Source organism: Lonsdalea britannica (genome assembly GCF_003515985.1).
GTDB lineage: Bacteria > Pseudomonadota > Gammaproteobacteria > Enterobacterales > Enterobacteriaceae > Lonsdalea > Lonsdalea britannica.
In genome coordinates, this window is record NZ_CP023009.1 from 3,248,110 (window position 1) to 3,273,871 (window position 25,762).

A 25,762-nucleotide genomic window follows, 5' to 3' on the forward strand; every position below is an offset into this window, starting at 1 on the left:
GTGATTTTGCTTCGCTTGATTTAAAGGACTCACGCTAAAGTCACCGTTATGACGACTTTAATAAAGTAATAACAAGGGATGAAGGCGATTCATACGAGGAATTATCCGAGATAATAAAATGTCAGAAACAAATAAAACGCTAATTATGTCTGACGTCCGGATAGGGTAAAGTTTAATGACGAATTGTTTCCACACTCACCGATACCGTTATTTCCGGCACCGGTAAGTGGTGATAATGGCGCGCATTTATATCGCAAAAGAAAGCGCGATATTATAAGTCTTTGCGTAGATAAGGCTCCGTTTCACCCGGCTTGCGAGTCTTCAACAATTTCAGAATCCAGGTGTACTGCTCTGGATTGGGTCGTACTAAAAACTCCAACTCTTCATTCATTCGGCGTGCGATGCCTTCATCATCAGCCCCTGCGATATCGCTCATCGGCGGACGGATATAAATATCCAGTAGCGAAGTCCGGGCGTTGTAGACCGGAAACAGCGGAACGATCTCGCTACGGCAGACTTTCATCAAACGACCGACTGCGGGCAACGTGGCTTTGTACGTAGCGAAGAAGTCGACGAACTCGCTGTGCTCCGCGCCATGATCCTGATCCGGCAGGTAGTAGCCCCAATACCCCTCTCTTACCGAACCGATAAAGGGCTTGATGCCGTCGTTGCGCGTATGCAGCCGACCACCAAAGCGACGTCTCAGCAAATTCCACAGGTAATCGACCAACTCATTTTTCTGGTTGTGGATCATCGCCGCCATTTTCTGACCGCGCCAACTCATCAGCATTGCGGGCAGATCGACTGCCCAGCCATGCGGCACCATAAAGATCACATTCCGATCCTGATCTCTCAACGTATCGATAATGTCTTCACCGTGCCACCGCACTCGCTCATAAACACGTCGGGCGGGGAGAATCGCCAGCTCAACCATCAGCACGATGGACTGAATAGACGTCGCAAACATATCGTCGATGATCTTCTCTCGCCGCGCTTCGGTTATCTCTGGCATACACAGCAGCAGGTTGATGCGGGCACGGCGGCGCGCGCCTTTAGAAATACGTCCCACCATTCGGCCCAACGCACCCAGCACAGGATCTCGCAGCTTAGCCGGTAGACAGGCGACTAGCGCCAATGCTCCCGCGCCCAGCCAGATCCCCCAATAGCGAGGGAGAAAAAAAGCGGATTGAAACTGGGGAATAAATTCGGATCGGTTTTTCTTCACTTTTTCCATGCGTTTACTCTTTGTACCCAATAGAGACCGCGTTAAAGGCAGTCTGCATAGACTCTACATTAAGCCGGGTCGCTATTCAGATAGGCCGCGACCCACAAAAAAACAGCCGGTAGCGATGAGGCGACCGGCTGTTGAAAGGCGTTAGAGAAATCAGTCCAGCTGCAGCTGCGGCAGCATCTCACGCACCTGAGCCAGATAGTCACGGCGTTCTTTACCGTCCAGCCCTTCAGAGCGTGGCAGTTTCGCCGTCAGCGGGTTGACTGCCTGCTGGTTGATCCAGACTTCATAGTGCAGGTGGGGACCCGTTGAGCGGCCGGTGTTGCCTGACAGCGCAATACGGTCGCCGCGTTTCACTTTCTGACCCGGTTTAACTAAGAGTCGGCTCAGATGCATATAGCGCGTGGTGTACTGGCGACCATGACGTAAGGCGATGTAGTTGCCTGCCGCTCCATCACGCTTCGCGACGACCACTTCCCCATCCCCGATAGCCAAGACGGGGGTTCCCACCGGCAGCGCAAAATCGACGCCGCGGTGCGGTGCGACACGCCCTGTGACAGGGTTAAGTCGACGAGGGTTAAAGTTGGAAGAGATTTTGAACTGTTTCATGGTCGGGAAACGCATAAAACCGCGAGACAATCCCGACCCTTCACGATCGTAGAACTTTCCATCTTCGGAACGGAAAGCGTAATAATCTTTACCGCCGCTGCGCAGACGCACAGCCAACAGTTCGCTTTGCTCGTTATGGCCGTCAAGCACTTCGCGGGACATCAACACCGAGAAACGATCGTCGAGACGCAATTTACGGAAGTCCAATTGCCACTGCAGCGCTTTGATCACTTCACGGACTTCGCCATTGGTCAGCCCGGCGTTCAACGCGCTGTTAACGAAACTGCCCGTAAGACGCCCGGTTAGCACCTTGTTGTGCCAGTCGCCCTGCATGTTTTCGATAGCTTCCTTGAAGACATCGCCTTTGCGGGTATAGGTGCGTACCTCACGGCGGGACACCTGCCAACGCAGGCTTTGCAAATCGCCGTCCCGTCCTAGCTCCCAGGAAATCTGCTGACCGATCTTCAGGTTGCGCAGCCCGGAATTCTGCTCCGCCAGCGCGGCAATATCCGACATATCGATGCCGTACTGGGTCAGAATGCTACTGAGGGTATCGCCGGTAGAAACAACGTATTCATGCGCGGCGTTGCCATCGGACACGTTGTCATCCAGTTCATCCTTCGGGATATCGTCCGAGGGCGTCGGCTGGTCGAGCATCGTATTGTCGTCGCTGTCGGCGGAGTTCGCGTTAGCGGAAGAAGGCGCATCCAGCGGTTCGCTGGCGGGAGGGGTTAACGTTTTAGGCTGATTTCTTTCATTATCAGCATCTTTGATGATCACAGGCGCATCGTTGACCGGGGGGTAAACCATTGGCCGCCAGACGGCGACGGCCAGTGTTACTATGGTCAGCGACCCCAACATCACTCGGTGAGGTCTTGGGAGGGTGTTATACGCCTGAGCGATAGTTCGGACTATCTGCTGCACTTATTCGTATCCTCATGATTTTTTCTCCAGGCAGCTCAGATACTGGTTAGACAATTGCAGCAGAAAACGTGCATAGCTGTCTTTATCCAGAGCGATGTCGCTTCCCAACGGGTCCAGGACGCCCATGCGTACCTGCGTTCCCTTGGCGACAGCACTGATGACCGCTGGCCTGAATTGTGGCTCAGCAAAAACGCATTCCGCTTTGTGCTCAACCAACTGTGTTCGTATTTGATGTAAACGCTGTGCTCCAGGCGAGATGGCCGGATTGATTGTGAAGTAACCAAGAGGGCTTAATCCGTAGTGTTGTTCAAAGTACCCATAGGCATCATGAAACACGAAATAGCCTTTGTTTCGCACAGGCGACAGCATATTAACAATATTTTTATCCGTATGCGCAAGTTTCTCAGTGAAATGAGTCAGATTCGCGTCTAATTTGTCCTTATTCTGCGGCATTAGTTCCAATAATTTGTCATGGATGGCGATGGCGGATGCTTGCGCCATTTCCGGCGACAGCCAAATGTGCATATTGAACTCGCCGTGATGGTGACCGTCGTCATGCGCTTCTTCTACCGCCGCCGCGCCGTGCGCGTGGTCTTCATCATGCTCGTCATGAGCCTCTGCAACGTGGGCATGTTCGTCATGAGCCGCATGGTGGCTATCCCTGTCGTGGTCGCTCTCGCTGTGATGATGCGACTCTTTTATCATGGCGGCTTTGATCGCGGGTAGTGCGGAAAGCGTGATTTGACGGTTCGCCGGAATTTGACTCAACGGCTTTTGCAGGAAGGCTTCCATCTCTGGCCCTACCCAGATAACCAATTCCGAGGACTGTAAACGCTGGACATCAGAGGGACGCAGGGCATAATCGTGGGGCGACGCGCCGTCCGGCAGCAAGACTTCCGTCGGCGTGACTCCATCAGCAATGGCAGCAGCGATGAAGGCCAGCGGGCGAATGGACGTCACAACGTCCGCAGACGCGAGCGGGGCTGCCCCTGCCGCCACGAGCAACGTGCTGGCGGTTAGCGTTTTTTTTATCCATTGAGGTAAGTTACGGCGTGTCATGACAGGTCATCCATCGATTTCAGAAAAAATTTTCGTTATATTATAACGTCACACGGTATCTGCAAGCAGAATTCTATGTCTACACTGGTTTCTCTCGATAACATTTCCGTCCAGTTCGGCAGTCGACGCGTACTCTCAGACATCTCGCTGACGCTGCAACCGGGACGCATCCTCACGCTTTTGGGCCCAAACGGCGCTGGAAAATCGACGTTGGTCAGAGTCGTGCTTGGTCTGCAGGACATTGCCGGCGGCACGCTAACGCGAACGCCGGGCCTGCGCATTGGCTACGTGCCCCAGAAACTGCACCTTGACGCCACCCTGCCCCTGACGGTCAGCCGTTTTATGCAGCTCAGCCCCGGCGTCAAAAAACAGGACATTTTGCCTGCGTTAAAACGGGTCAATGCCGGACATCTGCCGGAGCAACCAATGCAGAAACTTTCCGGCGGCGAAACGCAGCGCGTGCTGCTAGCCCGTGCGATCCTGACCCGTCCCCAGTTGCTTGTCCTCGATGAACCGACGCAGGGCGTCGACGTCAACGGCCAGTTAGCGCTCTATGACCTCATCAATCAGCTGCGCCAGGAGTATGGCTGCGGGGTCTTAATGGTTTCCCATGACTTGCATCTGGTGATGGCCAAAACGGATGAGGTTCTGTGTCTCAACCAGCACGTTTGCTGCTCCGGTGCCCCAGAAGTCGTTTCGCTACACCCCGAGTTTTTGGCCATGTTCGGTCAACGCGGCGCAGAACAACTGGCCGTTTACCGGCATCACCACAATCATCGACATGATTTAAATGGAAAAGTGATTTTGAAAAGGCAGGATGGCGCATGATCGAATTGTTATTTCCCGGCTGGCTGGCGGGAATATTGCTGGCTGTGGCGGCCGGTCCGTTGGGCTCTTTCGTCGTTTGGCGCAGAATGTCTTACTTTGGCGATACGCTGGCGCATGCTTCTCTGCTGGGGGTCGCTTTTGGTTTACTGCTGGATGTGAATCCCTTTTACGCCGTGATTGCCGTCACGCTGGCGCTGGCGCTGGGATTGGTTTGGCTGGAACGTCGCCCTTATCTCGCCATTGATACGCTATTGGGAATCATGGCGCACAGCGCCCTCTCGCTGGGTCTGGTCGTGGTTAGCCTGATGAGCAACGTCCGGGTGGATCTCATGGCCTACCTGTTCGGCGATCTGCTCTCCGTGACTACGGACGATCTGTGGCTGATCGGCGGCGGTGTCGCCGTCGTTGTCTCTATTCTGTGTTGGCAGTGGCGTTCGCTGCTGTCCATGACCATCAGCCCCGAGCTGGCGCACGTCGACGGCGTATCCTTGCAGCGCAGCAAACTCCTGCTCATGCTGGTCACCGCACTGACGATCGGTTTGGCAATGAAGTTTGTCGGCGCGCTGATTATCACCTCACTGTTGATCATTCCGGCGGCAGCGGCACGGCGCTTTGCCCGCACACCCGAACAGATGGCGGGGATCGCCATCATCATCGGAATGATGGCCGTCACGGGCGGCTTAGCGCTCTCGGCCGATGCCAATACGCCAGCAGGCCCTTCCGTTGTGCTCTGCGCTTCTCTGCTGTTTATGCTGAGCCTGATGAAAAAACAATCCGCCTAGTATATGCCCCCGGGTCTGCGTGAGCTTCGTGCAGATCCATTCATTCCCTATTTCATCCCAACGAAGAAGGCCGCATACCAGATGCGGCCTTCGGTAAAACCCATTCGGATAGCAACGTCTGCGTTACTCTTGTCGCGTCAACCCAAAGTGGCGATAGGCATGTTGGGTGGCGATGCGTCCGCGCGGCGTGCGTTGCAGAAAGCCCTGCTGAATCAAAAACGGCTCCAGCACATCCTCGATGGTTTCACGCTCTTCGCCAATCGCAGCTGCCAGATTATCCAGCCCGACCGGGCCGCCCATAAACTTGTCGATGACCGCCAGCAGCAGCTTGCGGTCCATGTAATCAAAGCCTTCAGAGTCAACCGCCAGCATATCTAATGCCTGGATCGCGATTTCACCGTCAATGACGCCGTTCGACTTCACTTCGGAAAAGTCTCGTACACGACGCAGCAAGCGGTTGGCGATACGCGGCGTTCCACGTGCGCGGCGAGCCACCTCCAGCGCACCTTCCTCCGTCATCTCCAGTCCCAGACACAACGCGCTGCGGCTGACGATATACTGCAAATCCGGAACCTGATAAAACTCCAGGCGCTGGACGATGCCGAAGCGATCGCGCAGCGGCGAGGTCAAAGAACCCGCCCGGGTCGTGGCGCCCACCAGCGTAAACGGCGGCAGATCCAGCTTGATCGAACGCGCCGCGGGGCCTTCGCCAATCATGATATCCAGCTGATAGTCTTCCATCGCAGGATAGAGGACTTCTTCCACCACCGGCGACAGGCGATGAATTTCATCGATAAAAAGGACGTCGTGGGGTTCGAGGTTGGTCAACAGCGCGGCCAGATCGCCCGCTTTTTCAAGCACAGGCCCTGAAGTGGTACGCAGGTTCACCCCCATTTCGTTCGCCACGATATTGGCCAACGTGGTTTTGCCCAGTCCGGGAGGACCGAAGATCAACAGGTGGTCCAGCGCATCGCCACGCTGTTTCGCCGCCTGTATGAAGATTTCCATCTGCTCGCGCACCTTGGGCTGGCCGACGTACTCCGTCAACAACTTGGGGCGGATAGCGCGATCCAGCACTTCTTCTTCGGTGACGACCTCGGGGGAGATTAAACGATCGGCTTCAATCATGGCTACCTCAAAGAACGGCGCGCAACGCGTCTCGGATCAGGGTTTCACAATCAGCGCCAGGTTTGGCGATCTTGCTAATCATCCGGCTGGCTTCCTGCGGCTTATAACCCAGCGCCACCAGCGCAGACTCTGCTTCGGCCTCGATATCCGCAGATGATGTCGCAGCGTCAGCGGCGGGCGGCAGCGTCAGATCGCTAGCGGAATTGAACAAGTCGCCATTCAGCCCCTTGAAGCGGTCCTTCATCTCAACCACCAGACGCTCGGCAGTCTTCTTGCCGACGCCCGGTAGCTTGACCAGAGCACCGATTTCCTGACGCTCGACCGCGCTGACAAACTGCTGCGCCGACATCCCCGAGAGGATTGCCAGCGCCAGTTTCGGTCCGACGCCATTCACTTTAATCAGTTCGCGGAACAGGGAACGTTCCTGCTTGTTGTTGAACCCGAACAGCAGTTGCGCATCCTCACGAACAACGAAATGAGTGAAGATGATCGTTTCCTGTCCCAGCTCGGGCAACTCGTAGAAACAGGTCATCGGCATATGCACTTCATACCCCACGCCGTTGGCTTCAATCAATACCTGCGGGGGTTGTTTTTCCAGAACGATGCCTCTGAGACGACCTATCACGTGACGTTTCCTTTTGAATTTGCGCTTAACGATGGGGTATAGCTTATACCATAAAAAAGGCTGGATGAATATCCAGCCTGGTCTCTAGCGTAGCCGCCCTCGCGCTAAGGTCAGCCTCTCCTGCCCCATGCGGGTCAGGTTCTGACTGAAGTGACAATGCGTGATGGCGATCGCCAGCGCATCGGCGGCATCCGCCTGAGGATTGGCGGGCAATTTCAGCAAAGATCGCACCATATGCTGCACCTGACTCTTTTCCGCAGCGCCAGTGCCGACGACCGTTTGCTTGACCTGACGTGCCGCATACTCGAAAACCGGCAGCGACTGATTGACCGCCGCCACGATGGCCGCTCCCCGCGCCTGCCCGAGCTTTAGCGCCGAGTCGGCGTTTCTTGCCATGAACACCTGTTCGATGGCGAAACAGTCCGGCTGAAACTGCGTGATGATTTCACTCACGCCTGCATAAATCAGCTTGAGCCGGCCGGGGATATCATCCACCACAGTGCGAATACAGCCGCTACCGAGGTAGCTGATCTGCCGCCCCTGCTGGCGGATGATGCCATAACCGGTGATTCGCGAACCAGGGTCTATACCGAGAATGATCGTCAACGCCTGTCTCCCCACCGGTTTATCGCCGGCAACGCCATTACAGCAGCGCCGCCACCTCGTCGGAGATATCACCATTGTGGTAAACCTCCTGCACGTCGTCACAGTCTTCCAGCATGTCGATCAAACGCATCAGTTTCGGTGCGGTTTCTGCATCCATGTCAGCCTTGGTCGACGGGATCATGGACACTTCGGCCGCTTCGGCCACCAGACCGGCTGCATCCAGCGCATCTTTCACTTCACCGAAGGTTTCCCACGGCGTGTAAACGTCGATGGCGCCATCGTCATAAGTCACGACATCGTCCGCACCCGCTTCAAGCGCCGCATCCATGACCGTGTCTTCATCCAGACCCGGCGCATAAGAAATAACGCCTTTTTTCGTAAACAGATAGGCGACGGAGCCGTCTGTTCCCAGGTTGCCGCCGCTTTTGGTAAAGGCGTGACGCACTTCAGAAACCGTACGGTTACGGTTGTCGCTCAGGCATTCCACCATCACCGCGGTGCCGCCGGGACCGTAACCTTCATAAATGATGGTTTCCATGTTGTCGGCATCATCGCCGCCCACGCCGCGGGCAATCGCACGGTTCAGGGTATCGCGCGTCATGTTGTTGGACAGCGCTTTATCGACCGCTGCACGCAAACGCGGGTTGGAGGCGACTTCACCGCCGCCCAGACGAGCAGCCGTCACCAGCTCACGGATAATTTTGGTGAAAATTTTGCCGCGTTTGGAATCCTGCGCCGCTTTACGATGTTTCGTGTTGGCCCACTTACTATGACCTGCCATAAAAATCTCCGAAAAAAGCCTGTTCAGGCCGGATAAATAACAAATTCTTCAATCGCCTGCCGGTTACTCCATGACTTTGTCAGGCGCGCCGCGCTGGGCGCGTCCAGCCATTGATACGCAAGGTGTTCACTTATCTGCACCTCACGTTCCGTAGGTAACGCCAGACAGAACCACGATTCCTTATTGTGCGTGACCCCCGGGGCATAGCGATGTCTTAAATGAGCAAAAAGCTCAAACTCAACACAGCGGTGACAGTCGACAAGCGATAGCGCTTCCGCCGCGATATCGATATCCACCTCTTCCTTTACTTCACGCTGTGCGGCATACCGCGCGGTTTCACCGTCTTCCAGACTGCCGGTGACCGACTGCCAAAAATCAGGATCGTCGCGCCGTTGCAACATGAGCACCCGCCCGGTGTCACGGGCATAGATAACCACCAGAACCGAAACGGGTCGCTTATAGGTCATATCATGGATTCTCTGACCGTTGATCCTGTGCCGCTTTACCTTTGCCTACCACGGCAATGGAGAGTTCATCCAACGCCGCCGGATTGGCAAAGTTCGGTGCTTCAGTCATCAGACAGGCCGCCGCCGTGGTTTTCGGGAATGCGATTACGTCACGGATGTTGTCCGTCCCGGTCAACAACATAACCAGACGGTCGAGACCGAACGCCAGACCCGCATGCGGCGGCGTGCCGAACTTGAGGGCATCCAGCAGGAAGCCGAATTTTTCGCGTTGCTCGTGTTCGGTGATGCCCAGAATGCGGAAGACGGCCTGCTGCATATTGCCATTATGGATACGCACGGAACCCCCGCCCACTTCATAACCATTCAGCACCATATCGTAAGCGTTGGCGATGGCCGAAGTCGGTTCGGCTTCCAACTGCTCTGGCGTCATGTTGCTTGGCGCAGTGAACGGGTGATGCATCGCCGTCAAACCACCTTCGCCATCGTCTTCAAACATCGGGAAGTCGATGACCCACAGTGGACGCCAGGTGCCTTCTTCCGTCAACTTCAGGTCGCGACCCAGCTTAAGCCGCAGCGCGCCCAGCGCGTCAGAGACAACGTTAGCTTTGTCTGCGCCGAAGAAAATGATGTCGCCGTCTGCCGCACCGGTGCGTTCCAGCAACGTGGTGATAATCGCTTCATTCAGGAACTTCGCGACCGGGCTCTGGATACCTTCCATGCCTTTCGCACGCTCGTTGACCTTGATATAGGCCAGCCCTTTCGCGCCGTAGATCTCAACAAACTTCGCGTATTCATCAATCTGCTTACGGCTCAGCTGTGAACCGCCCGGTACACGCAGCGCGGCGACGCGGCCAGCGGCATCGTTAGCAGGGCCAGAGAACACTTTGAACTCGACGTCTTTCAGCAGATCGGCAACGTCCACCAGCTCCATCGGGTTACGCAGATCGGGCTTATCGGAACCGTAGCGACGCATCGCTTCCGCAAAAGTCATGATCGGGAATTCACCGAGATCGACATCAAGAATCTCGGTCCACAGTTCACGCACCAGTCTTTCCATCAGCTCACGTACCTGCGGAGCGGTCAGGAACGACGTTTCTACATCGATCTGAGTAAATTCCGGCTGGCGGTCTGCGCGCAGGTCTTCGTCACGGAAACATTTCACGATCTGATAGTAACGGTCGAAACCAGACATCATCAGCAGCTGTTTAAACAGCTGAGGGGACTGCGGCAGCGCGTAAAACTTGCCTTTGTGTACGCGGCTCGGCACCAGATAGTCGCGCGCGCCTTCCGGCGTGGCTTTGGTCAGCATCGGCGTTTCAATATCCAGAAAACCGTTGCTGTCCATGTAACGGCGCACAAAGCTGGTGATGCGCGCACGGGTTTTAAGACGCTGCGCCATTTCAGGGCGGCGCAGGTCGAGGTAGCGGTACTTGAGGCGAGCTTCTTCGCTGTTGACCTGATTGCCGTCCAGCGGCAGCGGCTCAGCGCGGTTGATGATGGTCAGAGAAGTCGCGATCACTTCAACTTCACCGGTCGCCATGTCTTTGTTCACCTGATTGTCGGGGCGTGCGCGCACCTGACCGGTCAGCTGAATACAAAATTCGTTGCGCAGTTCGGAAGCCAGGGTAAATGCGTCCTGTCGATCGGGATCGAAAAAGACCTGAACCAGACCTTCGCGGTCACGCATATCAATAAAAATCAAGCCACCCAGATCGCGTCGACGGTTAACCCAGCCGCACAATGTCACTTCCTGGCCCACGTGGGACGAGTTTAACCGTCCGCAATATTCAGTACGCATCACGATGTCCTTTATACTCAACCGCCGTTACCGCGCCCAGCCAACCCGTTTGACGGCTGACAAAACGACGGCATGATTTGCGGGAATACTGTCCGATGAAAAAAGGGGGGCATTATAAAGGAATTTCCCCCTTTCGATAAGAGTCCCGACTGGCCGTGGCGGCTTTCTTCACCGCTCTGCCCTTTGTTTGATAAAAAAGTTAACATTATTATCATCTGGTAAACGTTTTTTGCTGGTGTGTTGACCGACCTGCGCCTAGCCTGAAGCCAGAATTGAAGACTCGAGTCACCAGATAACAGGGCCCTCACCATGCTGATATTGACCCCCTCCACGACCGCGTTGGTACTGATCGATCTTCAGGAAGGCATTCTTCCTTTCGCCGGTGGCCCTTATGCCGCCGAAGACGTGGTTCATCGCGCGGATAAACTAGCCACCCTTTGTCGGCAGCGCGGCGCGACGGTTATCCTGGTGCGCGTCGGCTGGTCCGCTGATTTTGGCGACGCGCCCCGACAGACGGTCGATCATCCCAATACAGGCGGCCCCCTGCCGGACAATTGGCTGACGTTTGCGTCAGGACTCCACGTCATCGACAGCGATATTCGCATCATCAAACACCAGTGGGGCGCGTTTTACGGGACGGATCTTGACCTGCAACTGCGCCGCCGGGGGATAGACACCCTGATTCTGGGCGGTATTTCGACCAACATTGGCGTGGAGTCGACCGCGCGCAGCGCCTGGGAGCACGGCTATAACCTCGTGATAGCCGAAGACCTGTGCAGCGCCGGCAGCGCAGAACAGCATCAGAGCAGTATGACGCATATTTTCCCGCGTATCGCGCGGGTTCGTAACAGCGCCGACATCAAACAGGCGTTAACCTTGGACACGGAATAGAAGGCAGAACGCAGACCTATGTACATTGGATTGCCGCAGTGGCAGCACGCGGCTTGGGGAAAACTGGGATTACGCGATCTGGCTGACTACGCCCGACATTTTAACTGCGTGGAAGGCAATACCACGTTTTATGCGCTGCCGTCCGCGGAAGTCGTCTTGCGCTGGCGGGACATGACGCACGATGATTTTCGTTTCTGCTTCAAATTTCCGTCGACCATCAGCCATCAGGCGGCGCTGCGGGAGTGCCAGGCGGAAGTGACGCAGTTCTTTCGCTGTATGGCGCCGCTGGAGGCCCGAATGGGGCAGCTGTGGCTGCAACTCCCCGCCGCATTCGGGCCCGGACAACTGCCGGACCTGTGGCAGTTTCTGGATACGCTGCCGTCAGGCTATACCTATGCCGTCGAAGTTCGCCATCCCCAATTTTTCGCCAAAGGCGAAGACGAGCGTCGACTCAATCAAGGACTTCATCAGCGCGGCGTCAACAGAGTCATTATGGACAGCAGGCCGGTCCATAGCGCGATAGCCGAGAGTGAGGCGATGCGAGAAGCCCAGCGCAAAAAACCACGTGTTCCCGTGCATGCCGTGGTCACCGCGGCTCAGCCATTCGTACGATTTATCGGCAACGATAGCCAGGAAGAGAACCAGCGCTGGTTCGAACCGTGGATCGCCAAACTGGCTCATTGGCAGACCGAGAGCACCCCCTACTTATTTATTCACACGCCGGATATTGGTTTTGCACCGGAGCTGGCGCGTTGCCTCTGGCCTAAACTGAGCGCCGTCGTGTCGGATATGCCGCCGCGTCCGCACTGGCCGGAGCAGTCCACGCTGTTTTAATCCGCTCAGACAAGGCATTGGTTAGTTCTTTTTCTTATACTTAATCCTTACTGGTAGAAAATTTCAGATAAAAAACCGTGCCGTTTCAGGCGACAGTTGGGCAAAAGAGAGGCTATTATTCTGCCAGCCGCTTTGGACAGGCAATGGAGTAGAAAATGGTAAGCACGCTATACGTGGTGCTCGGTGCATTGTTGTTAATCAAGCTTTCCTTTGACGTCGTAAAACTCAGGATGCAGTACCGTGTCGCCTACGGCGACGGCGGATTTTATGAACTGCAAACCGCCATTCGGGTTCACGGCAACGCCGTCGAATATGTTCCTATCGGCGCCATCATGCTGGTGTTAATGGAAATGAACGGCGCGTTAATCGGCATGATCCATCTCTGCGGTATTCTGCTGATCCTCGGTCGTCTGTTTCATTACTATGGCCTGCGGCAGCGCGAATTCCGCTGGCGTCGCTATGGCATGATGTCGACCTACCTTTCTCTCTCGCTGATGGTGCTGGCGAACCTGTATTATCTGCCTTGGGAACTGATCCTGACGCTGCGATAACCCTTCTCTAAACGGTAAGACGGGCTACCCCGCGCTTACCGTATTGTCCTGACGCTCTATTTTTGCTGCGCGTTTCTGATAGAATGCGCCCCAATTTCTTGTTCACATGTGTTTTTCCGCTATGACCAACCGCGATATGCTTTTTTCCGCTCCCATCGCCAATCTGGGAGACTGGACGTTTGACGAACGCGTGGCCGAGGTCTTTCCCGACATGATCCAGCGCTCGGTGCCCGGCTACTCCAATATTATTTCCATGATCGGAATGCTGGCCGAGCGCTTTGTTCAGCCCAACTCGCATATTTACGACCTGGGGTGCTCTCTGGGCGCGGCGACGCTTTCGATGCGTCGCCACATCCAGGTGCCGGGCTGCCAGATTATCGCCGTCGACAACTCTCCCGCGATGGTCGAACGCTGCCGCCGTCATATCGACGCCTTCCGCGCCGACACGCCCGTCGACGTTCGCGAAGCCGATGTATTGGACACGCCAATCGAAAATGCGTCGCTGGTCGTGCTGAACTTCACCCTACAGTTTGTCGCGCCGGAACTGCGCCAAACCCTGCTGACACGAATTTATGAAGGGCTGCGGCCCGGCGGCGCGCTGGTTCTGTCTGAAAAATTCAGCTTTGACGATGACACGGTCGGCGATTTGCTCTTCAACATGCATCATGATTTCAAACGCGCTAACGGCTATAGCGAGCTGGAAGTCAGCCAGAAACGCAGCATGCTGGAAAATGTCATGCTGACGGACAGCGTCTCCAAGCATAAAGCGCGTCTGGCTCAGGCCGGCTTCGAACACAGCGACGTCTGGTTCCAGTGCTTCAACTTCGGTTCCCTGCTGGCGATTAAAGCGGAGGCGGCACAATGATCGACTTCGGACGCTTTTATCAGCAGATCGCCATCGGGCCGCTTAGCCACTGGCTCAACACATTGCCAGCGCAAATTACCCAGTGGCAGCAAGAGTCGCTGCACGGTCGATTTAAGCAGTGGTTCAACACGCTAGAACACTTGCCCGAACTGACGCCCACCTCGCTTGACCTGCAGAACGGCGTGTCGGCAACAATGATGCCCGACATCACCGACGGCCAGCGCGCAGGCATTGAGCAGCTGCTACGTAATCTGATGCCGTGGCGTAAAGGTCCCTTCTCGCTCTATGGCGTCTCTATCGACACCGAGTGGCGCTCGGACTGGAAATGGGATCGCGTACTGCCCCATATTTCACCCTTGCAGGATCGTCACATTCTTGATGTTGGCTGCGGCAGTGGTTATCACCTGTGGCGTATGGTGGGCGCAGGCGCTCGCTTGGCGGTCGGCATCGATCCTATGCAGCTGTTTTTATGTCAGTTTGAGGCCGTTCGCCGCCTGCTGGGCGACGACCGTCGCGCCCACGTTTTGCCTTTGGGCATTGAGCAACTGCCCGCGCTGGCCGCGTTTGACACCGTCTTTTCCATGGGCGTGCTCTACCACAGACGCTCTCCGTTGGACCATCTGTGGCAGTTGAAAGATCAGCTGGTCAGCGGCGGCGAATTGGTATTGGAAACGCTGGTTATCGAAGGGGATGAAAACAGCGTACTGGTGCCAGGCGAACGCTACGGTCAGATGCGCAATGTTTATTTCCTTCCTTCCCCTGCGGCACTGACACAGTGGCTTGAAAAATGTGGCTTTGTAGACGTTCGGCTCGTCGACCTTTGCGTCACCACCACTCAGGAGCAGCGGCGCACAGACTGGATGGTCAGCGAGTCCCTGGCGGATTTCCTCGATCCGACCGATAGCACCAAAACGGTCGAAGGCTATCCTGCCCCGCTTCGCGCGGTCATCGTCGCCAAAAAACCCTGAGTCTTCAGAGAAGAATAGTCCCGGTTATACGTCGGGGCTAACCCATAAATATCTCTATTCATTCTCACACTGATATTATCAACGCACGTAACAATGCCTGAGTTATTTAATTCCTCGATTTCATCAACGACGTAACAGCATCAATAAACAGCAAATATATCATTCGAAAGTTCAAATGAATATTTAACACAAACCAATTATTATCAATGGGTTAAATTATTGTTTTTTTGTGTTTAAACAATTGAATGATTAATGAGAGATAATTTCACTGACAACACGAAAAATAAGCCACCCCCGATTTCATTGATCAATCTCTTAAAACCGCTACCAATATTAATCATCTGTGCTTTTTTAGGGAGTGCGACGTAAGGTGATAATCCCGCGTTTACCAACAAATACCTTCGTTAAATTCAGACGGGGGTCGTCAGTCTGAGATATACATTATCTGGCGTACCCATTCGCTGCGCGAGGATGTTCACAAACCGGACAGCGTGACCCGAATGAGTCGTTTCGATATCCGAAAAAAAGCCCCGGTAACACACCGGGGCTTGGTACTCGCAAGCAAACCTGCTGAAGTATGCTGCGCGGCAAAGGTAGGCACATCGCGTCACATCATACGACGGGCGCCGTGTGCTGATCGGAGGTCAGTGCGATCTTCATCGCCGCCACCACGTCGCCATCGACGCAGTAGTGTTGGAATTCATCGCCATCGACATCGGCGCTCATAGTGACGCCGGCTTTGCGATATCGCATGGGGGACGGCAACCACTGTCCCGCAGAGCTATGCAATTCTTTAATCCCGCTGGAGCGAAATTTATGCAGGTTAGTCAAACGCACGCCGGATCCCGCCATAATGATTGGACCGCGCTCTAGTGCATTAAGTTCCCGCAATAATGGCAAACCACTTTCGGCACTCTGCTGCTGGCCGGAAGTTAATACGCGAGAGACGCCCAAATCGGCCAGCTGCATCAGCGCCTGTCGGGGGTTGAAGCACATATCGAACGCCCGATGAAACGTGACGGCCAGTCCATCGCAATGCGCCATTACCTGCTTCATGCGCGCTAAATCGATATGCCCTTCCGCATCCAGGATCCCGACAACCAGTCCCGGAAAGCCCAGGTCGCGGATCTGGTCGATATCATACAAAATCGCTGAGAATTCCGTCTCGCTATAGCAAAAATCGCCGCCGCGAGGCCGCACCATCGGATGCACCGGGATCGTCAGATGATCGCGCGCCTGACGGAGCATACCGTAACCCGGCGTCAGTCCGCCCTCGCGCAGGCCCGCGCACAGTTCCACACGGTCGGCCCCCGCGCGTTCGGCCGTCAACGCGCAATCGATGCTGTAACAGCATACTTCCAGCTTAGGCATACGTACCTCTCCCTAAAATCACGGTCAGGAGCAATGGCGCCCCTGAATAAATGAGTCACTATACTATGGCACCACGTTACCGTTCTTGAGGAGACCAACATCAAAGGATATGAAGTCGCGCACAGTATGGCGTTCAGCGTCCGTCACGCTCGCTCTCGACGATATCCTGCAAGCTGAAAGGATGAAACTTGAGGGTGACGGTGCCGTTGGTGACCGCCAGCGTAGGGTTAGGCAAGCGTTCCTGTTCTCCTTGCGGCTGACTGAATTTAAGACGGATCCCCTGAGTCAGCAGCGCCTCGTCCGGGAGACAGGCCAGTGCGCGCTGATGCAGCGTGGCCGGATCGCCGGGTAAAACGACTTCAACATGCTCCCAGCCTTCATGGGGATAACGTTTGTTCCCCGGCCACGGCAACTCAATGCATGCGATTTGCCAAGGGCCGACCACCACGGGCTGAGACAAGGTAAACAGACAAATGGGCCGGCCATTAATCATGTTTTCTGACAGCAGCGTCGCCCCATGCGCCAGGAGCGCCTCACGCCAGTGCTCCGCCGTCGCGTTTTGGTGGCAACGCAGGGAGATGTGGTCGGCCTCGAATTGCGCGATATCCAATGAAAGCTGTTCGGCGAGTTTGTTCATCTCGGACTCGAAACGAGACAGATCGGCCATTAATGACGCCGGGAGCGGTTGCGATGTATTAGCCGCCATTTTCTTTTCAAATGCCTCCATTAACGTTAAGTGCTTTTTTAATTTACAGAGAGATAGCATCAGCATCCAGTGTTAAACGGAATTGTCAGTCGATTGTCAGTTTTTTGTTTGTTTTTTTATCGTTTAAGATCATCAGTCTGATTAATTAATTAACGAAACCTCGTCATATCCATGATGTTTTTTTGCTTATCGCCAACAATAACCCTGACGTAAATAACCTTCTTAATTGGCTGTTTTTACGCATATTCCTATATTTCATGGGAGTAATCTTAAATACACTTTCGCCCATTGTGAATAAACAATAAAAGGGATAATTTCGTTATTCCAAAAGATATAAAAAGGTCGTTCATCATGTCGCTACTTATTGTATCGGTTTTATTAATTGCATTAGCCGGTTATGCTATCTTTCGTCATCTTAAAAACATGAAAAGCGCACGTTTGGTTACCGACAGACGAAATAAAAAGCGTTAATGCCCCTCTGGTTTTCTCTTTTTTAGATTTATCTGTATGGCCGTTTTCTTTTTATTTCCTCTACGTTTTTTTTACCATGATGCACCATCATCATGCGCTCCCCGATGAGCCTGTGACACCGCAGCTCTGCTGACTCAATCGACCAAATATGGTATAAGCAGGGGCTTAATTTGTAATGTAAGGTAACCCGGTGAATATTCAGGCTCTTCTTTCCGAAAAAGTCCGTCAGGCATTGGTTGCGGCGGGCGCGCCCGCTGACAGCGAAGCGCAGGTTCGCCAATCGGCAAAAGCGCAATTTGGTGATTATCAGGCTAACGGCGTGATGGCCGTGGCTAAAAAATTAGGCATGCCTCCCCGTCAATTGGCGGAAAAAGTGGTTCAGCTGCTGCAGTTGGAAGGAATCGCCGCCAAAACTGAAATCGCCGGTCCCGGCTTCATCAATATCTTCCTCGATCCTCAGTGGCTGGCCGCACAGTTAGAGCAAGTGCTAACCAGTCCGAAACTGGGCGTATCTCCGGTAGAACCGCAAACCATCGTCATCGATTACTCCGCGCCGAACGTGGCCAAAGAGATGCATGTCGGCCACCTGCGTTCCACCATTATCGGCGACGCGGCGGTAAGAACGCTCAAATTCCTCGGCCATAACGTCATCCGCGCTAACCACGTCGGCGACTGGGGCACGCAGTTCGGCATGCTGATCGCGTTTCTGGAGAAAGTGCAGAACGAAAACGCCGGCGAGCTGGAGCTGTCCGACCTCGAAGCGTTCTATCGTGAAGCAAAACAGCATTACGACGCTGATGCAGAGTTTGCCGAACGCGCTCGCGGCTATGTGGTGAAACTGCAGGGCGGCGACGAGTATTGCCGTACCATGTGGCGCAAGCTGGTGGATATCACCATGAGCCAGAACCAGCGCAACTATGACCGCCTCAACGTCACGCTGACCAAAGACGACGTCATGGGCGAAAGCCTGTACAACGACATGCTGCCGGGTATTGTCGCCGATCTGAAGGCCAAAGGTCTGGCAGTCGAAAGCGAAGGCGCCACGGTCGTATTCCTTGATGAATTCAAAAACAAGGAAGGCGATCCAATGGGCGTGATCGTCCAGAAGAAGGACGGCGGCTACCTGTACACGACAACGGACATCGCCTGCGCTAAATATCGCTACGAAACGCTGGGTGCCGATCGCGTTCTTTACTACATCGACTCCCGCCAGCATCAGCATCTGACGCAGGCTTGGACCATCGTCCGCAAAGCAGGCTACATCCCCGAAAGCGTGAGCCTGGAACATCACATGTTCGGGATGATGCTGGGCAAAGACGGCAAGCCATTCAAAACCCGCTCTGGCGGCACCATCAAGCTGGCGGATCTGCTGGATGAAGCCTACGAACGCGCGGTGAAGCTGATTGCCGACAAAAACCCGGAGATGCCGCAGGACAAAGTGGCCGAGCTGGCGAATGTCGTGTCTATCGGCGCAGTGAAATATGCGGACCTCTCCAAGAGCCGCACCACCGACTACGTCTTCGACTGGGACAACATGCTGGCATTCGAAGGCAATACCGCGCCTTACATGCAGTATGCCTACACCCGCGTCGCGTCTATCTTCAAGCGCGCCGGTGTCGATGAAGCCAGCCTGACCCAGCCAATCGTACTGACCAACGAGCGCGAACAGTCGCTGGCAACGCGTCTGTTGCAGTTCGAAGAAGTCATTACGACCGTGGCACGCGACGGTACGCCGCATGTGATGTGCGCTTATCTGTACGATCTGGCCGGTCAGTTCTCCGGTTTCTACGAGCACTGCCCGATCCTGAATGCCGAGAACGAGGCTGAACGCCAGAGCCGTCTGAAACTCGCGATGCTGACTTCCAAGACGCTGAAGCAGGGTCTGGACACGCTGGGCATCCAGACTGTCGAGAAGATGTAACGCTTCCCTCCACGCCGTCTTCCCCAAAGGCGGCGTGTATCCCCCTTCCTTTGCCCAGACCTTATTCAAGCGACTTTGGTACCCAAAGCGCCATCCCCCCATCGCGTTTACCCGGTGAGTGGTGGCGGCGTGTTGCACCCTTCTCTTGTCCCCAACAAATCCAAGCGACGTTGATACCCATCGCCCCATCCCTACCGACAGGGTTTAGCCAGAGAGTGGTATTAAGACCAATATGTCATTTCATTAGGAATGGGTGTGGCGAAGAGAAGCAGGGGCAGTCTGATGAAGGGTTGATACACCCGCGACGAGCGAACCCGCCGAGGGTGTGAATGCTGCTAAGGCTTAGAGGCTGCGGCGCGAGAAATCTTTCGGTCGAAATCCCATCAACGCCAGCGTAACGAAATAAGCCCCGGCGCCAGCGATCACCATCACCATCAACCGCAAGATACGCACCGTCATACCGCCCTGATCCCACGGCGGCATGAACTGGTTTAGCGCCAGCAATGTCCCCGACATCACCACCACCGCCAGCAATAGCCGCACGAGGAAACCGGTCCAGCCCGGTGACGGTTGAAAGATCTGCTGCTTGCGCAACTGCCAAAAAAGCAGCGCGGCGTTGATGCACGAGGCCAGACCAATCGACAACGCCAGTCCGGCATGCTGCAACGGGCCGATGAACGCCAGGTTCATCAGCTGCGTCAGCGCCAACGTCACCAACGCGATCTTCACCGGCGTTTTGATGTCCTGTCGTGCATAAAATCCCGGGACCAGCACTTTCACCACGATCAGCCCCATGAGGCCGATGGAGTACGCCACCAAGGCCCGCTGCGTCATCTCCGCATCAAACGCGCTGAATTTACCGTATTGGAACAACGACACCGTCAGCGGTTTCGCCAACAGCCCCAGCGCCACCGCGCTTGGCAACGCGAGCAGGAAACAGAGTCTTAGTCCCCAGTCCATCAAATGGGAATACTCTTTGTGATTGCCGCTGGCCGCGCTTTTCGACAGCGACGGCAGCAGGATAGTCCCCAAGGCGACGCCCAGCACGCCGGAGGGGAACTCCATCAGGCGGTCGGCGTAATACATCCATGACACCGCGCCCTGACTCAGGAAAGAAGCGAAAATCGTGTTGATGATCAACGAGATCTGACTCACCGACACACCGAGGATCGCCGGTGCCATCAACTTCATGACGCGGGCGACGCTGGGGTCGCGCCATTTGAGCCTCGGTAAGACCAGCATACCGATTTTCTTGAGGTGCGGCAGTTGATAGCCCAGCTGCAACACGCCGCCGACCACCACGGCCCAGGCCAGCGCGAGCACCGGTGGATGAAAGTACGGCGTAGCGAACAGAGCAAAAAAGATCATGCTGACATTGAGCAGCGTCGGCGCAAACGCGGGCACCGAAAAACGGTTCCAGGTATTGAGCACCGATCCGACCATCGACGTTAGCGAAATCAACAAAATATACGGGAACGTAATACGCAGCAGCGAGGAAGTGAGTTCAAAACGGGCTGGCGTTTCGGCAAACCCAGGAGCCGTCACCATAATCACCCAGGGTGCGGCCAGCATGCCAGCAATGGTGACCAGCGTCAGCACCAGCGTCAGCATCCCGGCGATATACGCCAGAAACGTGCGCGTGGCCTCTTCTCCCTGCTGGCTCTTGTGTTCGGCCAGAATGGGGACGAAAGCCTGCGAAAAGGCGCCTTCAGCAAAGATACGACGCAGCAGATTGGGCAGTTTGAAGGCGACATAAAAGGCATCGGTCGCCATACCAGCACCAAAAACGCGGGCGACGATAGCGTCACGCACAAAGCCCAGCAGGCGCGAAAGCATTGTCATTGAACTGACCGCAGCCAGTGATTTAAGTAAATTCATGCGAGTGTTCTGAATACCGGGGAAGAGAATGGCGCAAACAGCCGTCCAGCCGTACACGCCTCTTGGGTGCGCCTAGTCTACGCATTGTGCGGGCAAAAGCTACCGGTTGGTGCCTCTGCTCAGCGCGCTAAGCCGCAGAAGTGACTGAGCACGCTGATTTTTGCGACAGTTCTGAACGCCCGACCCGCTACTTGCGCATGGCCCAGCGCTCGTTGGTCAACGCGGTTAACACGTGGTCCTGCCATTCGCCGTCGATCAGCAGGTAATCCCGGGCATACCCCTCTTTTTCGAAGCCCAGACGCGCCAGCAGTCCGCCGCTGCGGTGATTGTGCGGCATATAGTTGGCCATGATGCGGTGCATACGCTGCTGAACAAACATATAACGCAGGCCCGCGTTCAGCGCCTCGAACATCAACCCCTGCCCCTGCCATTTCTGCCCAAGCGAATAGCCCAGATAACACGCATGGAAAGATCCACGCAGAATATTGCTGAAGTTGGCGACGCCGCGCACTTCGGTTTCGTTCGGATCAAGCAGTAAAAAATAGAACGCGCTGCTTTGCTTGTGCATATCGGTGATCACACTCAAACGCGCCTGCCAGCCCGAAGGATAACAGTGGCTGGCATCTCGCACCGGCTCCCAGGGTTTCAAAAAATCGCGGTTTTCCGAGTAATAATCCGCCAGACGCCAGGCATCACGCTCATGAGCCAGACGTACCACCAGCCGGTCTGTCGTCAAACGGACCGTGGCAGATGTGGAACGATAGCCAAACATTTTTCTTCCCTCAGGTTCGGGGTAATTAATCGATTATGTTTATGGAACCAACCCAACGGCTATCCGCCAGCAATCAGCGGATAAACATAACGTTAAGCTTACTATAAACCGCGTTGACTGCATCAGCGCAACCGCGTAATCACCGGGTTATCGCGCAATTAGCGTACGCTTAGCCCTGCAATTCCCGTCGCCTCGCGACGAGCGGCGTCTGACGATAAAAAAATATTATCTCTATGTCACCTATCGCCATTCATCAATTGGCGAGAGAATGAACGCGTGGTGATTCCTTCTTCTCGTGACGGTGCAACATGCCTTTGATGACGCAGGCGCGCAGCCTGGGTAAATATTTCATTCTGCTTGATAACATGCTGGTGATTTTAGGGTTTTTCGTTGTGTTTCCCCTGATATCCATACGATTCGTCGACCAAATGGGTTGGGCCGCGCTCACGGTCGGCACCGCATTAGGGCTGCGTCAGCTCACCCAGCAGGGGCTGGGGATCTTCGGCGGCGCGATTGCCGACCGGTTCGGCGCCAAACCGATGATTATCACCGGCATGCTGATGCGTTCAGCCGGTTTCATCTGCATGGCGCTGGCTACCACGCCCCTGGTACTGATGCTTTCCTGTTTTCTCTCGGGACTCGGCGGCACGTTGTTCGACCCGCCGCGCACCGCGCTGGTCATTAAGCTAACCCGTCCCAGCGAACGTGGACGTTTCTTCTCCTTGCTGCTGATGCAGGACACGGCGGGATCGGTCACCGGCGCGCTGCTCGGCAGTTGGCTGATGCAATATAATTTCAACGTCGTCTGCTGGGTCGGCGCTTTCATGTTCCTGCTGGCGGCGGGCACGAATGCCTGGTTGCTGCCTGCCTATCGTATTTCCACCACGCGGACGCCCATGCGCGAAGGCATGCTGCGGGTGCTGCGCGACAGCCGTTTTGTGATCTATGTGCTGACGTTGACCGGCTATTTCATGCTGGCGGTGCAGGTTCTGCTGATGATGCCGATCGTCGTAAACGAAGTCGCTGGAACGCCCGCGGCGGTAAAATGGATGTATGCCATCGAAGCCGCGCTCTCTCTGACCTTGCTCTACCCGGTCGCGCGCTGGAGCGAGAAACGTTTCCGACTGGAACAGCGGCTGATGGCCGGACTGTTTATCATGACGCTCAGTCTGTTTCCGATGGGGTTGGCGACGCACCTCAACCTGTTGCTGGTTCTGATCGGCCTATTCTATTTCGGCTCCATCATCGCCGAACCCGCGCGCGAAACGCTGGGTGCTTCGCTGGCCAACGCCCGCGCTCGCGGCAGCTATATGGGCTTCAGCCGCATGGGTTTGGCGCTGGGCGGAGCGCTCGGGTACAGCGGCGGCGGCTGGTTGTACGACAGCGGACGCGCGCTCGGTCAACCGGAGCTGCCGTGGTGTATGCTCGGGATCATCGGGCTGATGACGCTGGCCGCGCTTTACTGGCAATTCCATTTGCGGCGAATTGAGCCCGCAATGCTGGGCGATCGCTAATCCCGCCTGGACCTGTCTTTTACCGGGTGCCTTCGCACCCGAATTGATCTCAAGCGAAAAGCCCCCCATACTTTTTCGGTATAGATGCCGCTTTTCACGGCGTGCTCGCAGATGTCCTCATGAATACGGCACCGGCATCGCATTGATCGACTACAAAGGAAGACTGGTATGAAACTTTATATTTACGACCACTGCCCATTTTGCGTGAAAGCCCGCATGATTTTCGGCTTGAAAGATATCCCGGTAAAACTGGAATACCTGCTCAATGATGACGAAAAGACACCTATCTCCATGGTCGGTAAAAAAATGGTCCCCATTCTTCAGAAGGAAGATGGCAGCTTTATGCCAGAGAGTCTGGATATCGTGGAGTATATCGATGCGTATGACGGCAAACCGCTGTTGACCGGCCCGACAAACCCGCAGATTGACGCCTGGCTGCGTAAAGTCTCCGATTACGTGTATCGCCGTCTGGTCATGCCTCGCCTCAGCCGCGCGCCCTTTGAGGAGTTCGCCACGCCTGCCGCACGCGACTACTTCATCAACAAAAAACAGGCGCAGGGCGGCGATTTTGAAGAGCTGATGAGCCACTCCGCCGGGTTGATCAAAAATATCAGCAACGATCTTAAAGATCTCGAACCGCTGATTGTGCAGGCCAACGCCTGCAATGGCGAGCTGTCGCTGGACGATATTCACCTGTTCCCGCTGCTTCGCGCGCTGACCATCGTCAATGGCGTCTCCGTTCCGTCGAAAGTGGCCGACTACCGTGACAACATGGCTAAACAAACCCAGATCCCGCTGCTGAGCGGCATGGCTCAATAAGACTCCTTTCACATACCGGCGCTCAATGTGTCGGTATGTGCTTCACCGTTTCAGGACTTTCCGATTGGCGCTATTCACGCAAAAGCGCACGCTGCCCCGCTATCAGATATCGATAGTTTCAAGGGAATTAATGAGGTTATAACAATGAAAAAATCAGGATGGGCGACACTGGCATTGCTGGGCGGACTGATGCTCAGCGGCTGTAATCAGCTGACCCAGTACACCCTTAGCGAACAGGAAGTGAATCACTATTTGCAGGAACATAACGACTATCAGAAACAGATTGGCGTACCAGGCGTTGTGGATGCACATATCGTCCTGACCGATCTGTCCACGCAGATTGGCCGCGAAGAGCCGGGGAAAGTCACGTTGACCGGCAACGCCAAGGTCGACATTAGCTCCCTGCTGGGCGCGCAGTCCGCGGACATGAAGCTGACGCTCAAAGCGCAGCCGGTGTTCGACAAGGCACAGGGCGCCATTTATCTCAAAGAGATGACGCTGACCGATTACACGGTGCAGCCGGAAAAAATGCAGACGATGTTCAAAACGCTGACGCCGTATCTCAATCAATCGCTGAAAAGCTATTTTGATCAAAAACCCGTCTACGTATTAAATGCTGAGCACAGCACGAAAGAAGCAATGGCCAAGAAACTGGCGAAGGGAATTGAAGTGAAACCCGGTGAGTTGATCATCCAACTGACTGAGTAATGCAACGCTGGCCGTGGCGGATACCGACCACGGCCAGTTTTAGTCATCTGAAAGCATCGTCGGCTCGCTTACTCCTCGCCCTCTTCCGTTTCCGCCAGCTCTTCCCGCATCGCTTCCAGCGCTTCACGCGTCACAATCGCCAGCGCACGGTAAAATCCGGTGGTCGCATGACTTTCGACTTTGCCCAGAAAACGGTCGCTCCACGGCAGCAGGTAGGTATCAAACAACGCGGTCTGCGCCTCGGTCTCATCTTCCTCAGCCTGATCTTCCAGCCATGATGCCGCCAGCAGCAGTCCCCCGAAATGATCGGATGGCCCGTCGCCCAGCGGCATACCACGCTGCTGCAAAAATGCGCGCAATTCCGCTTCCGGAGACGTCGGCGCGTAACCCGAGCGCCAGGGCGTGACCGCCGCGTCTTCACCGGCGAACAGTCGTTGATAATCGGCGCTCAGCGTATCAAGCCCGTCATCTTTCAAACTGGTTTGCATTCGCGTCAATAACGCATCCTGCTCCAGCGGCCATTGCTGGCCTAGCTTACCCTCTTTTACCAGCGTCATGAGAGGGGTCAGCAAGGGATCCTGCGGCTGGCGATAAAACAGTGAGCCCAAAACACGGCACACAATGGAAAATTCATTCATGCGTTAAACCTGTAAAT

25 protein-coding genes are annotated in these 25,762 nt (G+C 55.2%); 11 read left to right on the forward strand and 14 right to left on the reverse strand.

The features are described 5' to 3' along the window. Nucleotides 1-271: 271 nt before the first annotated feature. The 3 genes from lpxM to znuA form a co-directional block, all read right to left on the reverse strand. The gene (gene lpxM / locus CKQ53_RS14945) at nt 272-1,234 is read right to left on the reverse strand and encodes a lauroyl-Kdo(2)-lipid IV(A) myristoyltransferase (protein ID WP_085651964.1); all 963 of its coding nucleotides are present in this window, start codon (nt 1,232-1,234) and stop codon (nt 272-274) included. 150 nt (nt 1,235-1,384) lie between these two features. Next, nucleotides 1,385-2,764, reverse strand: a complete 1,380-nt coding sequence (gene mepM, locus CKQ53_RS14950) for a murein DD-endopeptidase MepM (protein ID WP_085651963.1) — start codon at nt 2,762-2,764, stop codon at nt 1,385-1,387. A gap of 12 nt (nt 2,765-2,776) precedes the next feature. Then, complete coding sequence (gene znuA, locus CKQ53_RS14955) at nt 2,777-3,823, reverse strand: zinc ABC transporter substrate-binding protein ZnuA (protein WP_094117538.1); 1,047 nt, start codon at nt 3,821-3,823, stop codon at nt 2,777-2,779. A 75-nt stretch (nt 3,824-3,898) separates the two neighbouring features. On the opposite strand from znuA, the gene znuC reads away from it, so the two are divergent. Then, nucleotides 3,899-4,651: a zinc ABC transporter ATP-binding protein ZnuC gene (znuC, locus tag CKQ53_RS14960; protein WP_085653342.1), complete on the forward strand. Its 753-nt coding sequence runs from the start codon at nt 3,899-3,901 to the stop codon at nt 4,649-4,651. Continuing rightward, the gene (gene znuB / locus CKQ53_RS14965) at nt 4,648-5,433 is read left to right on the forward strand and encodes a zinc ABC transporter permease subunit ZnuB (RefSeq protein WP_094107764.1); all 786 of its coding nucleotides are present in this window, start codon (nt 4,648-4,650) and stop codon (nt 5,431-5,433) included. The genes znuC and znuB overlap by 4 nt, the downstream gene beginning before the upstream one ends. Before the next feature lie 123 nt (nt 5,434-5,556). On the opposite strand, the gene ruvB is transcribed toward znuB, so the two are convergent. The 6 genes from ruvB to aspS form a co-directional block, all read right to left on the reverse strand. Continuing rightward, nucleotides 5,557-6,561, reverse strand: coding sequence for a Holliday junction branch migration DNA helicase RuvB (gene ruvB, locus CKQ53_RS14970; protein WP_094117537.1), 1,005 nt, complete (start codon nt 6,559-6,561; stop codon nt 5,557-5,559). 7 nt (nt 6,562-6,568) lie between these two features. Next, the gene (gene ruvA, locus CKQ53_RS14975; protein ID WP_094117536.1) at nt 6,569-7,186 is read right to left on the reverse strand and encodes a Holliday junction branch migration protein RuvA; all 618 of its coding nucleotides are present in this window, start codon (nt 7,184-7,186) and stop codon (nt 6,569-6,571) included. Between the two features lie 84 nt (nt 7,187-7,270). Continuing rightward, entirely contained in the window at nt 7,271-7,792 is a 522-nt protein-coding gene (gene ruvC, locus CKQ53_RS14980; RefSeq protein WP_026742342.1) for a crossover junction endodeoxyribonuclease RuvC, read from the reverse strand. Nucleotides 7,793-7,829: 37 nt separating this feature from the next. Next, on the reverse strand, nt 7,830-8,573 hold the full coding sequence (locus tag CKQ53_RS14985) for a YebC/PmpR family DNA-binding transcriptional regulator (RefSeq protein WP_085653332.1): 744 nt from the start codon (nt 8,571-8,573) through the stop codon (nt 7,830-7,832). A gap of 23 nt (nt 8,574-8,596) precedes the next feature. Continuing rightward, on the reverse strand, nt 8,597-9,049 hold the full coding sequence (gene nudB, locus CKQ53_RS14990) for a dihydroneopterin triphosphate diphosphatase (RefSeq protein WP_139824005.1): 453 nt from the start codon (nt 9,047-9,049) through the stop codon (nt 8,597-8,599). Beyond that, the gene (gene aspS / locus CKQ53_RS14995) at nt 9,042-10,838 is read right to left on the reverse strand and encodes an aspartate--tRNA ligase (RefSeq protein ID WP_094117534.1); all 1,797 of its coding nucleotides are present in this window, start codon (nt 10,836-10,838) and stop codon (nt 9,042-9,044) included. The genes nudB and aspS overlap by 8 nt, the downstream gene beginning before the upstream one ends. A gap of 309 nt (nt 10,839-11,147) precedes the next feature. On the opposite strand from aspS, the gene CKQ53_RS15000 reads away from it, so the two are divergent. The 5 genes from CKQ53_RS15000 (at nt 11,148) to cmoB (ending at nt 14,947) form a co-directional block, all read left to right on the forward strand. Further along, a complete protein-coding gene (locus CKQ53_RS15000; RefSeq protein ID WP_085653326.1) occupies nt 11,148-11,729 on the forward strand; it encodes a hydrolase in 582 nt (193 codons plus the stop codon). 18 nt (nt 11,730-11,747) lie between these two features. Further along, nucleotides 11,748-12,563, forward strand: coding sequence for a DUF72 domain-containing protein (locus CKQ53_RS15005; RefSeq protein WP_085653324.1), 816 nt, complete (start codon nt 11,748-11,750; stop codon nt 12,561-12,563). 155 nt (nt 12,564-12,718) lie between these two features. Further along, a complete protein-coding gene (locus CKQ53_RS15010) occupies nt 12,719-13,114 on the forward strand; it encodes an MAPEG family protein (protein WP_094117533.1) in 396 nt (131 codons plus the stop codon). Nucleotides 13,115-13,235: 121 nt separating this feature from the next. Next, nucleotides 13,236-13,979: a carboxy-S-adenosyl-L-methionine synthase CmoA gene (gene cmoA, locus CKQ53_RS15015; RefSeq protein ID WP_094117532.1), complete on the forward strand. Its 744-nt coding sequence runs from the start codon at nt 13,236-13,238 to the stop codon at nt 13,977-13,979. After that, on the forward strand, nt 13,976-14,947 hold the full coding sequence (gene cmoB, locus CKQ53_RS15020) for a tRNA 5-methoxyuridine(34)/uridine 5-oxyacetic acid(34) synthase CmoB (protein ID WP_085653320.1): 972 nt from the start codon (nt 13,976-13,978) through the stop codon (nt 14,945-14,947). The genes cmoA and cmoB overlap by 4 nt, the downstream gene beginning before the upstream one ends. A 612-nt stretch (nt 14,948-15,559) precedes the next feature. Here cmoB and cutC read toward each other — a convergent pair. Then, a complete protein-coding gene (cutC, locus tag CKQ53_RS15025) occupies nt 15,560-16,318 on the reverse strand; it encodes a copper homeostasis protein CutC (RefSeq protein ID WP_094117531.1) in 759 nt (252 codons plus the stop codon). Nucleotides 16,319-16,451: 133 nt separating this feature from the next. Next, nucleotides 16,452-16,985, reverse strand: a complete 534-nt coding sequence (locus CKQ53_RS15030) for a VOC family protein (RefSeq protein WP_244200958.1) — start codon at nt 16,983-16,985, stop codon at nt 16,452-16,454. 700 nt (nt 16,986-17,685) lie between these two features. Between CKQ53_RS15030 and argS the strand changes: the two genes are divergently transcribed. After that, complete coding sequence (argS, locus tag CKQ53_RS15035) at nt 17,686-19,416, forward strand: arginine--tRNA ligase (protein WP_094117530.1); 1,731 nt, start codon at nt 17,686-17,688, stop codon at nt 19,414-19,416. Between the two features lie 342 nt (nt 19,417-19,758). Here the strand turns inward: argS and murJ are convergent, their stop codons facing one another. Beyond that, on the reverse strand, nt 19,759-21,294 hold the full coding sequence (gene murJ, locus CKQ53_RS15040; protein WP_094117529.1) for a murein biosynthesis integral membrane protein MurJ: 1,536 nt from the start codon (nt 21,292-21,294) through the stop codon (nt 19,759-19,761). A 187-nt stretch (nt 21,295-21,481) separates the two neighbouring features. Continuing rightward, nucleotides 21,482-22,066, reverse strand: a complete 585-nt coding sequence (rimJ, locus tag CKQ53_RS15045) for a ribosomal protein S5-alanine N-acetyltransferase (RefSeq protein WP_094117528.1) — start codon at nt 22,064-22,066, stop codon at nt 21,482-21,484. 308 nt (nt 22,067-22,374) lie between these two features. On the opposite strand from rimJ, the gene mdtH reads away from it, so the two are divergent. From mdtH to CKQ53_RS15060, 3 genes are all read left to right on the forward strand, one after another. After that, nucleotides 22,375-23,580: a multidrug efflux MFS transporter MdtH gene (gene mdtH / locus CKQ53_RS15050; protein WP_118895149.1), complete on the forward strand. Its 1,206-nt coding sequence runs from the start codon at nt 22,375-22,377 to the stop codon at nt 23,578-23,580. 168 nt (nt 23,581-23,748) lie between these two features. After that, nucleotides 23,749-24,399: a glutaredoxin 2 gene (gene grxB, locus CKQ53_RS15055; RefSeq protein ID WP_085653309.1), complete on the forward strand. Its 651-nt coding sequence runs from the start codon at nt 23,749-23,751 to the stop codon at nt 24,397-24,399. Between the two features lie 144 nt (nt 24,400-24,543). Next, nucleotides 24,544-25,107 carry a lipoprotein gene (locus CKQ53_RS15060; protein WP_094117527.1) on the forward strand — a complete coding sequence of 188 codons (564 nt, stop codon included), beginning with the start codon at nt 24,544-24,546 and terminating at the stop codon, nt 25,105-25,107. Nucleotides 25,108-25,175: 68 nt separating this feature from the next. Here CKQ53_RS15060 and CKQ53_RS15065 read toward each other — a convergent pair whose 3' ends face one another. Next, on the reverse strand, nt 25,176-25,745 hold the full coding sequence (locus CKQ53_RS15065; RefSeq protein ID WP_094117526.1) for a TorD/DmsD family molecular chaperone: 570 nt from the start codon (nt 25,743-25,745) through the stop codon (nt 25,176-25,178). Nucleotides 25,746-25,762 lie beyond the last annotated feature (17 nt).

Coding starts and splice junctions, on each gene's coding strand:
- lpxM (WP_085651964.1), bottom strand. CDS start 1,234: ATGGAAAAAGTGAAGAAAAACCGATCCGAATTTATTCCCCAGTTTCAA.
- znuA (WP_094117538.1), bottom strand. CDS start 3,823: ATGACACGCCGTAACTTACCTCAATGGATAAAAAAAACGCTAACCGCC.
- znuC (WP_085653342.1), top strand. CDS start 3,899: ATGTCTACACTGGTTTCTCTCGATAACATTTCCGTCCAGTTCGGCAGT.
- znuB (WP_094107764.1), top strand. CDS start 4,648: ATGATCGAATTGTTATTTCCCGGCTGGCTGGCGGGAATATTGCTGGCT.
- ruvB (WP_094117537.1), bottom strand. CDS start 6,561: ATGATTGAAGCCGATCGTTTAATCTCCCCCGAGGTCGTCACCGAAGAA.
- CKQ53_RS14985 (WP_085653332.1), bottom strand. CDS start 8,573: ATGGCAGGTCATAGTAAGTGGGCCAACACGAAACATCGTAAAGCGGCG.
- aspS (WP_094117534.1), bottom strand. CDS start 10,838: ATGCGTACTGAATATTGCGGACGGTTAAACTCGTCCCACGTGGGCCAG.
- CKQ53_RS15000 (WP_085653326.1), top strand. CDS start 11,148: ATGCTGATATTGACCCCCTCCACGACCGCGTTGGTACTGATCGATCTT.
- CKQ53_RS15005 (WP_085653324.1), top strand. CDS start 11,748: ATGTACATTGGATTGCCGCAGTGGCAGCACGCGGCTTGGGGAAAACTG.
- CKQ53_RS15010 (WP_094117533.1), top strand. CDS start 12,719: ATGGTAAGCACGCTATACGTGGTGCTCGGTGCATTGTTGTTAATCAAG.
- cmoA (WP_094117532.1), top strand. CDS start 13,236: ATGACCAACCGCGATATGCTTTTTTCCGCTCCCATCGCCAATCTGGGA.
- cmoB (WP_085653320.1), top strand. CDS start 13,976: ATGATCGACTTCGGACGCTTTTATCAGCAGATCGCCATCGGGCCGCTT.
- cutC (WP_094117531.1), bottom strand. CDS start 16,318: ATGCCTAAGCTGGAAGTATGCTGTTACAGCATCGATTGCGCGTTGACG.
- CKQ53_RS15030 (WP_244200958.1), bottom strand. CDS start 16,985: ATGGCCGATCTGTCTCGTTTCGAGTCCGAGATGAACAAACTCGCCGAA.
- murJ (WP_094117529.1), bottom strand. CDS start 21,294: ATGAATTTACTTAAATCACTGGCTGCGGTCAGTTCAATGACAATGCTT.
- rimJ (WP_094117528.1), bottom strand. CDS start 22,066: ATGTTTGGCTATCGTTCCACATCTGCCACGGTCCGTTTGACGACAGAC.
- mdtH (WP_118895149.1), top strand. CDS start 22,375: ATGCCTTTGATGACGCAGGCGCGCAGCCTGGGTAAATATTTCATTCTG.
- grxB (WP_085653309.1), top strand. CDS start 23,749: ATGAAACTTTATATTTACGACCACTGCCCATTTTGCGTGAAAGCCCGC.
- CKQ53_RS15060 (WP_094117527.1), top strand. CDS start 24,544: ATGAAAAAATCAGGATGGGCGACACTGGCATTGCTGGGCGGACTGATG.
- CKQ53_RS15065 (WP_094117526.1), bottom strand. CDS start 25,745: ATGAATGAATTTTCCATTGTGTGCCGTGTTTTGGGCTCACTGTTTTAT.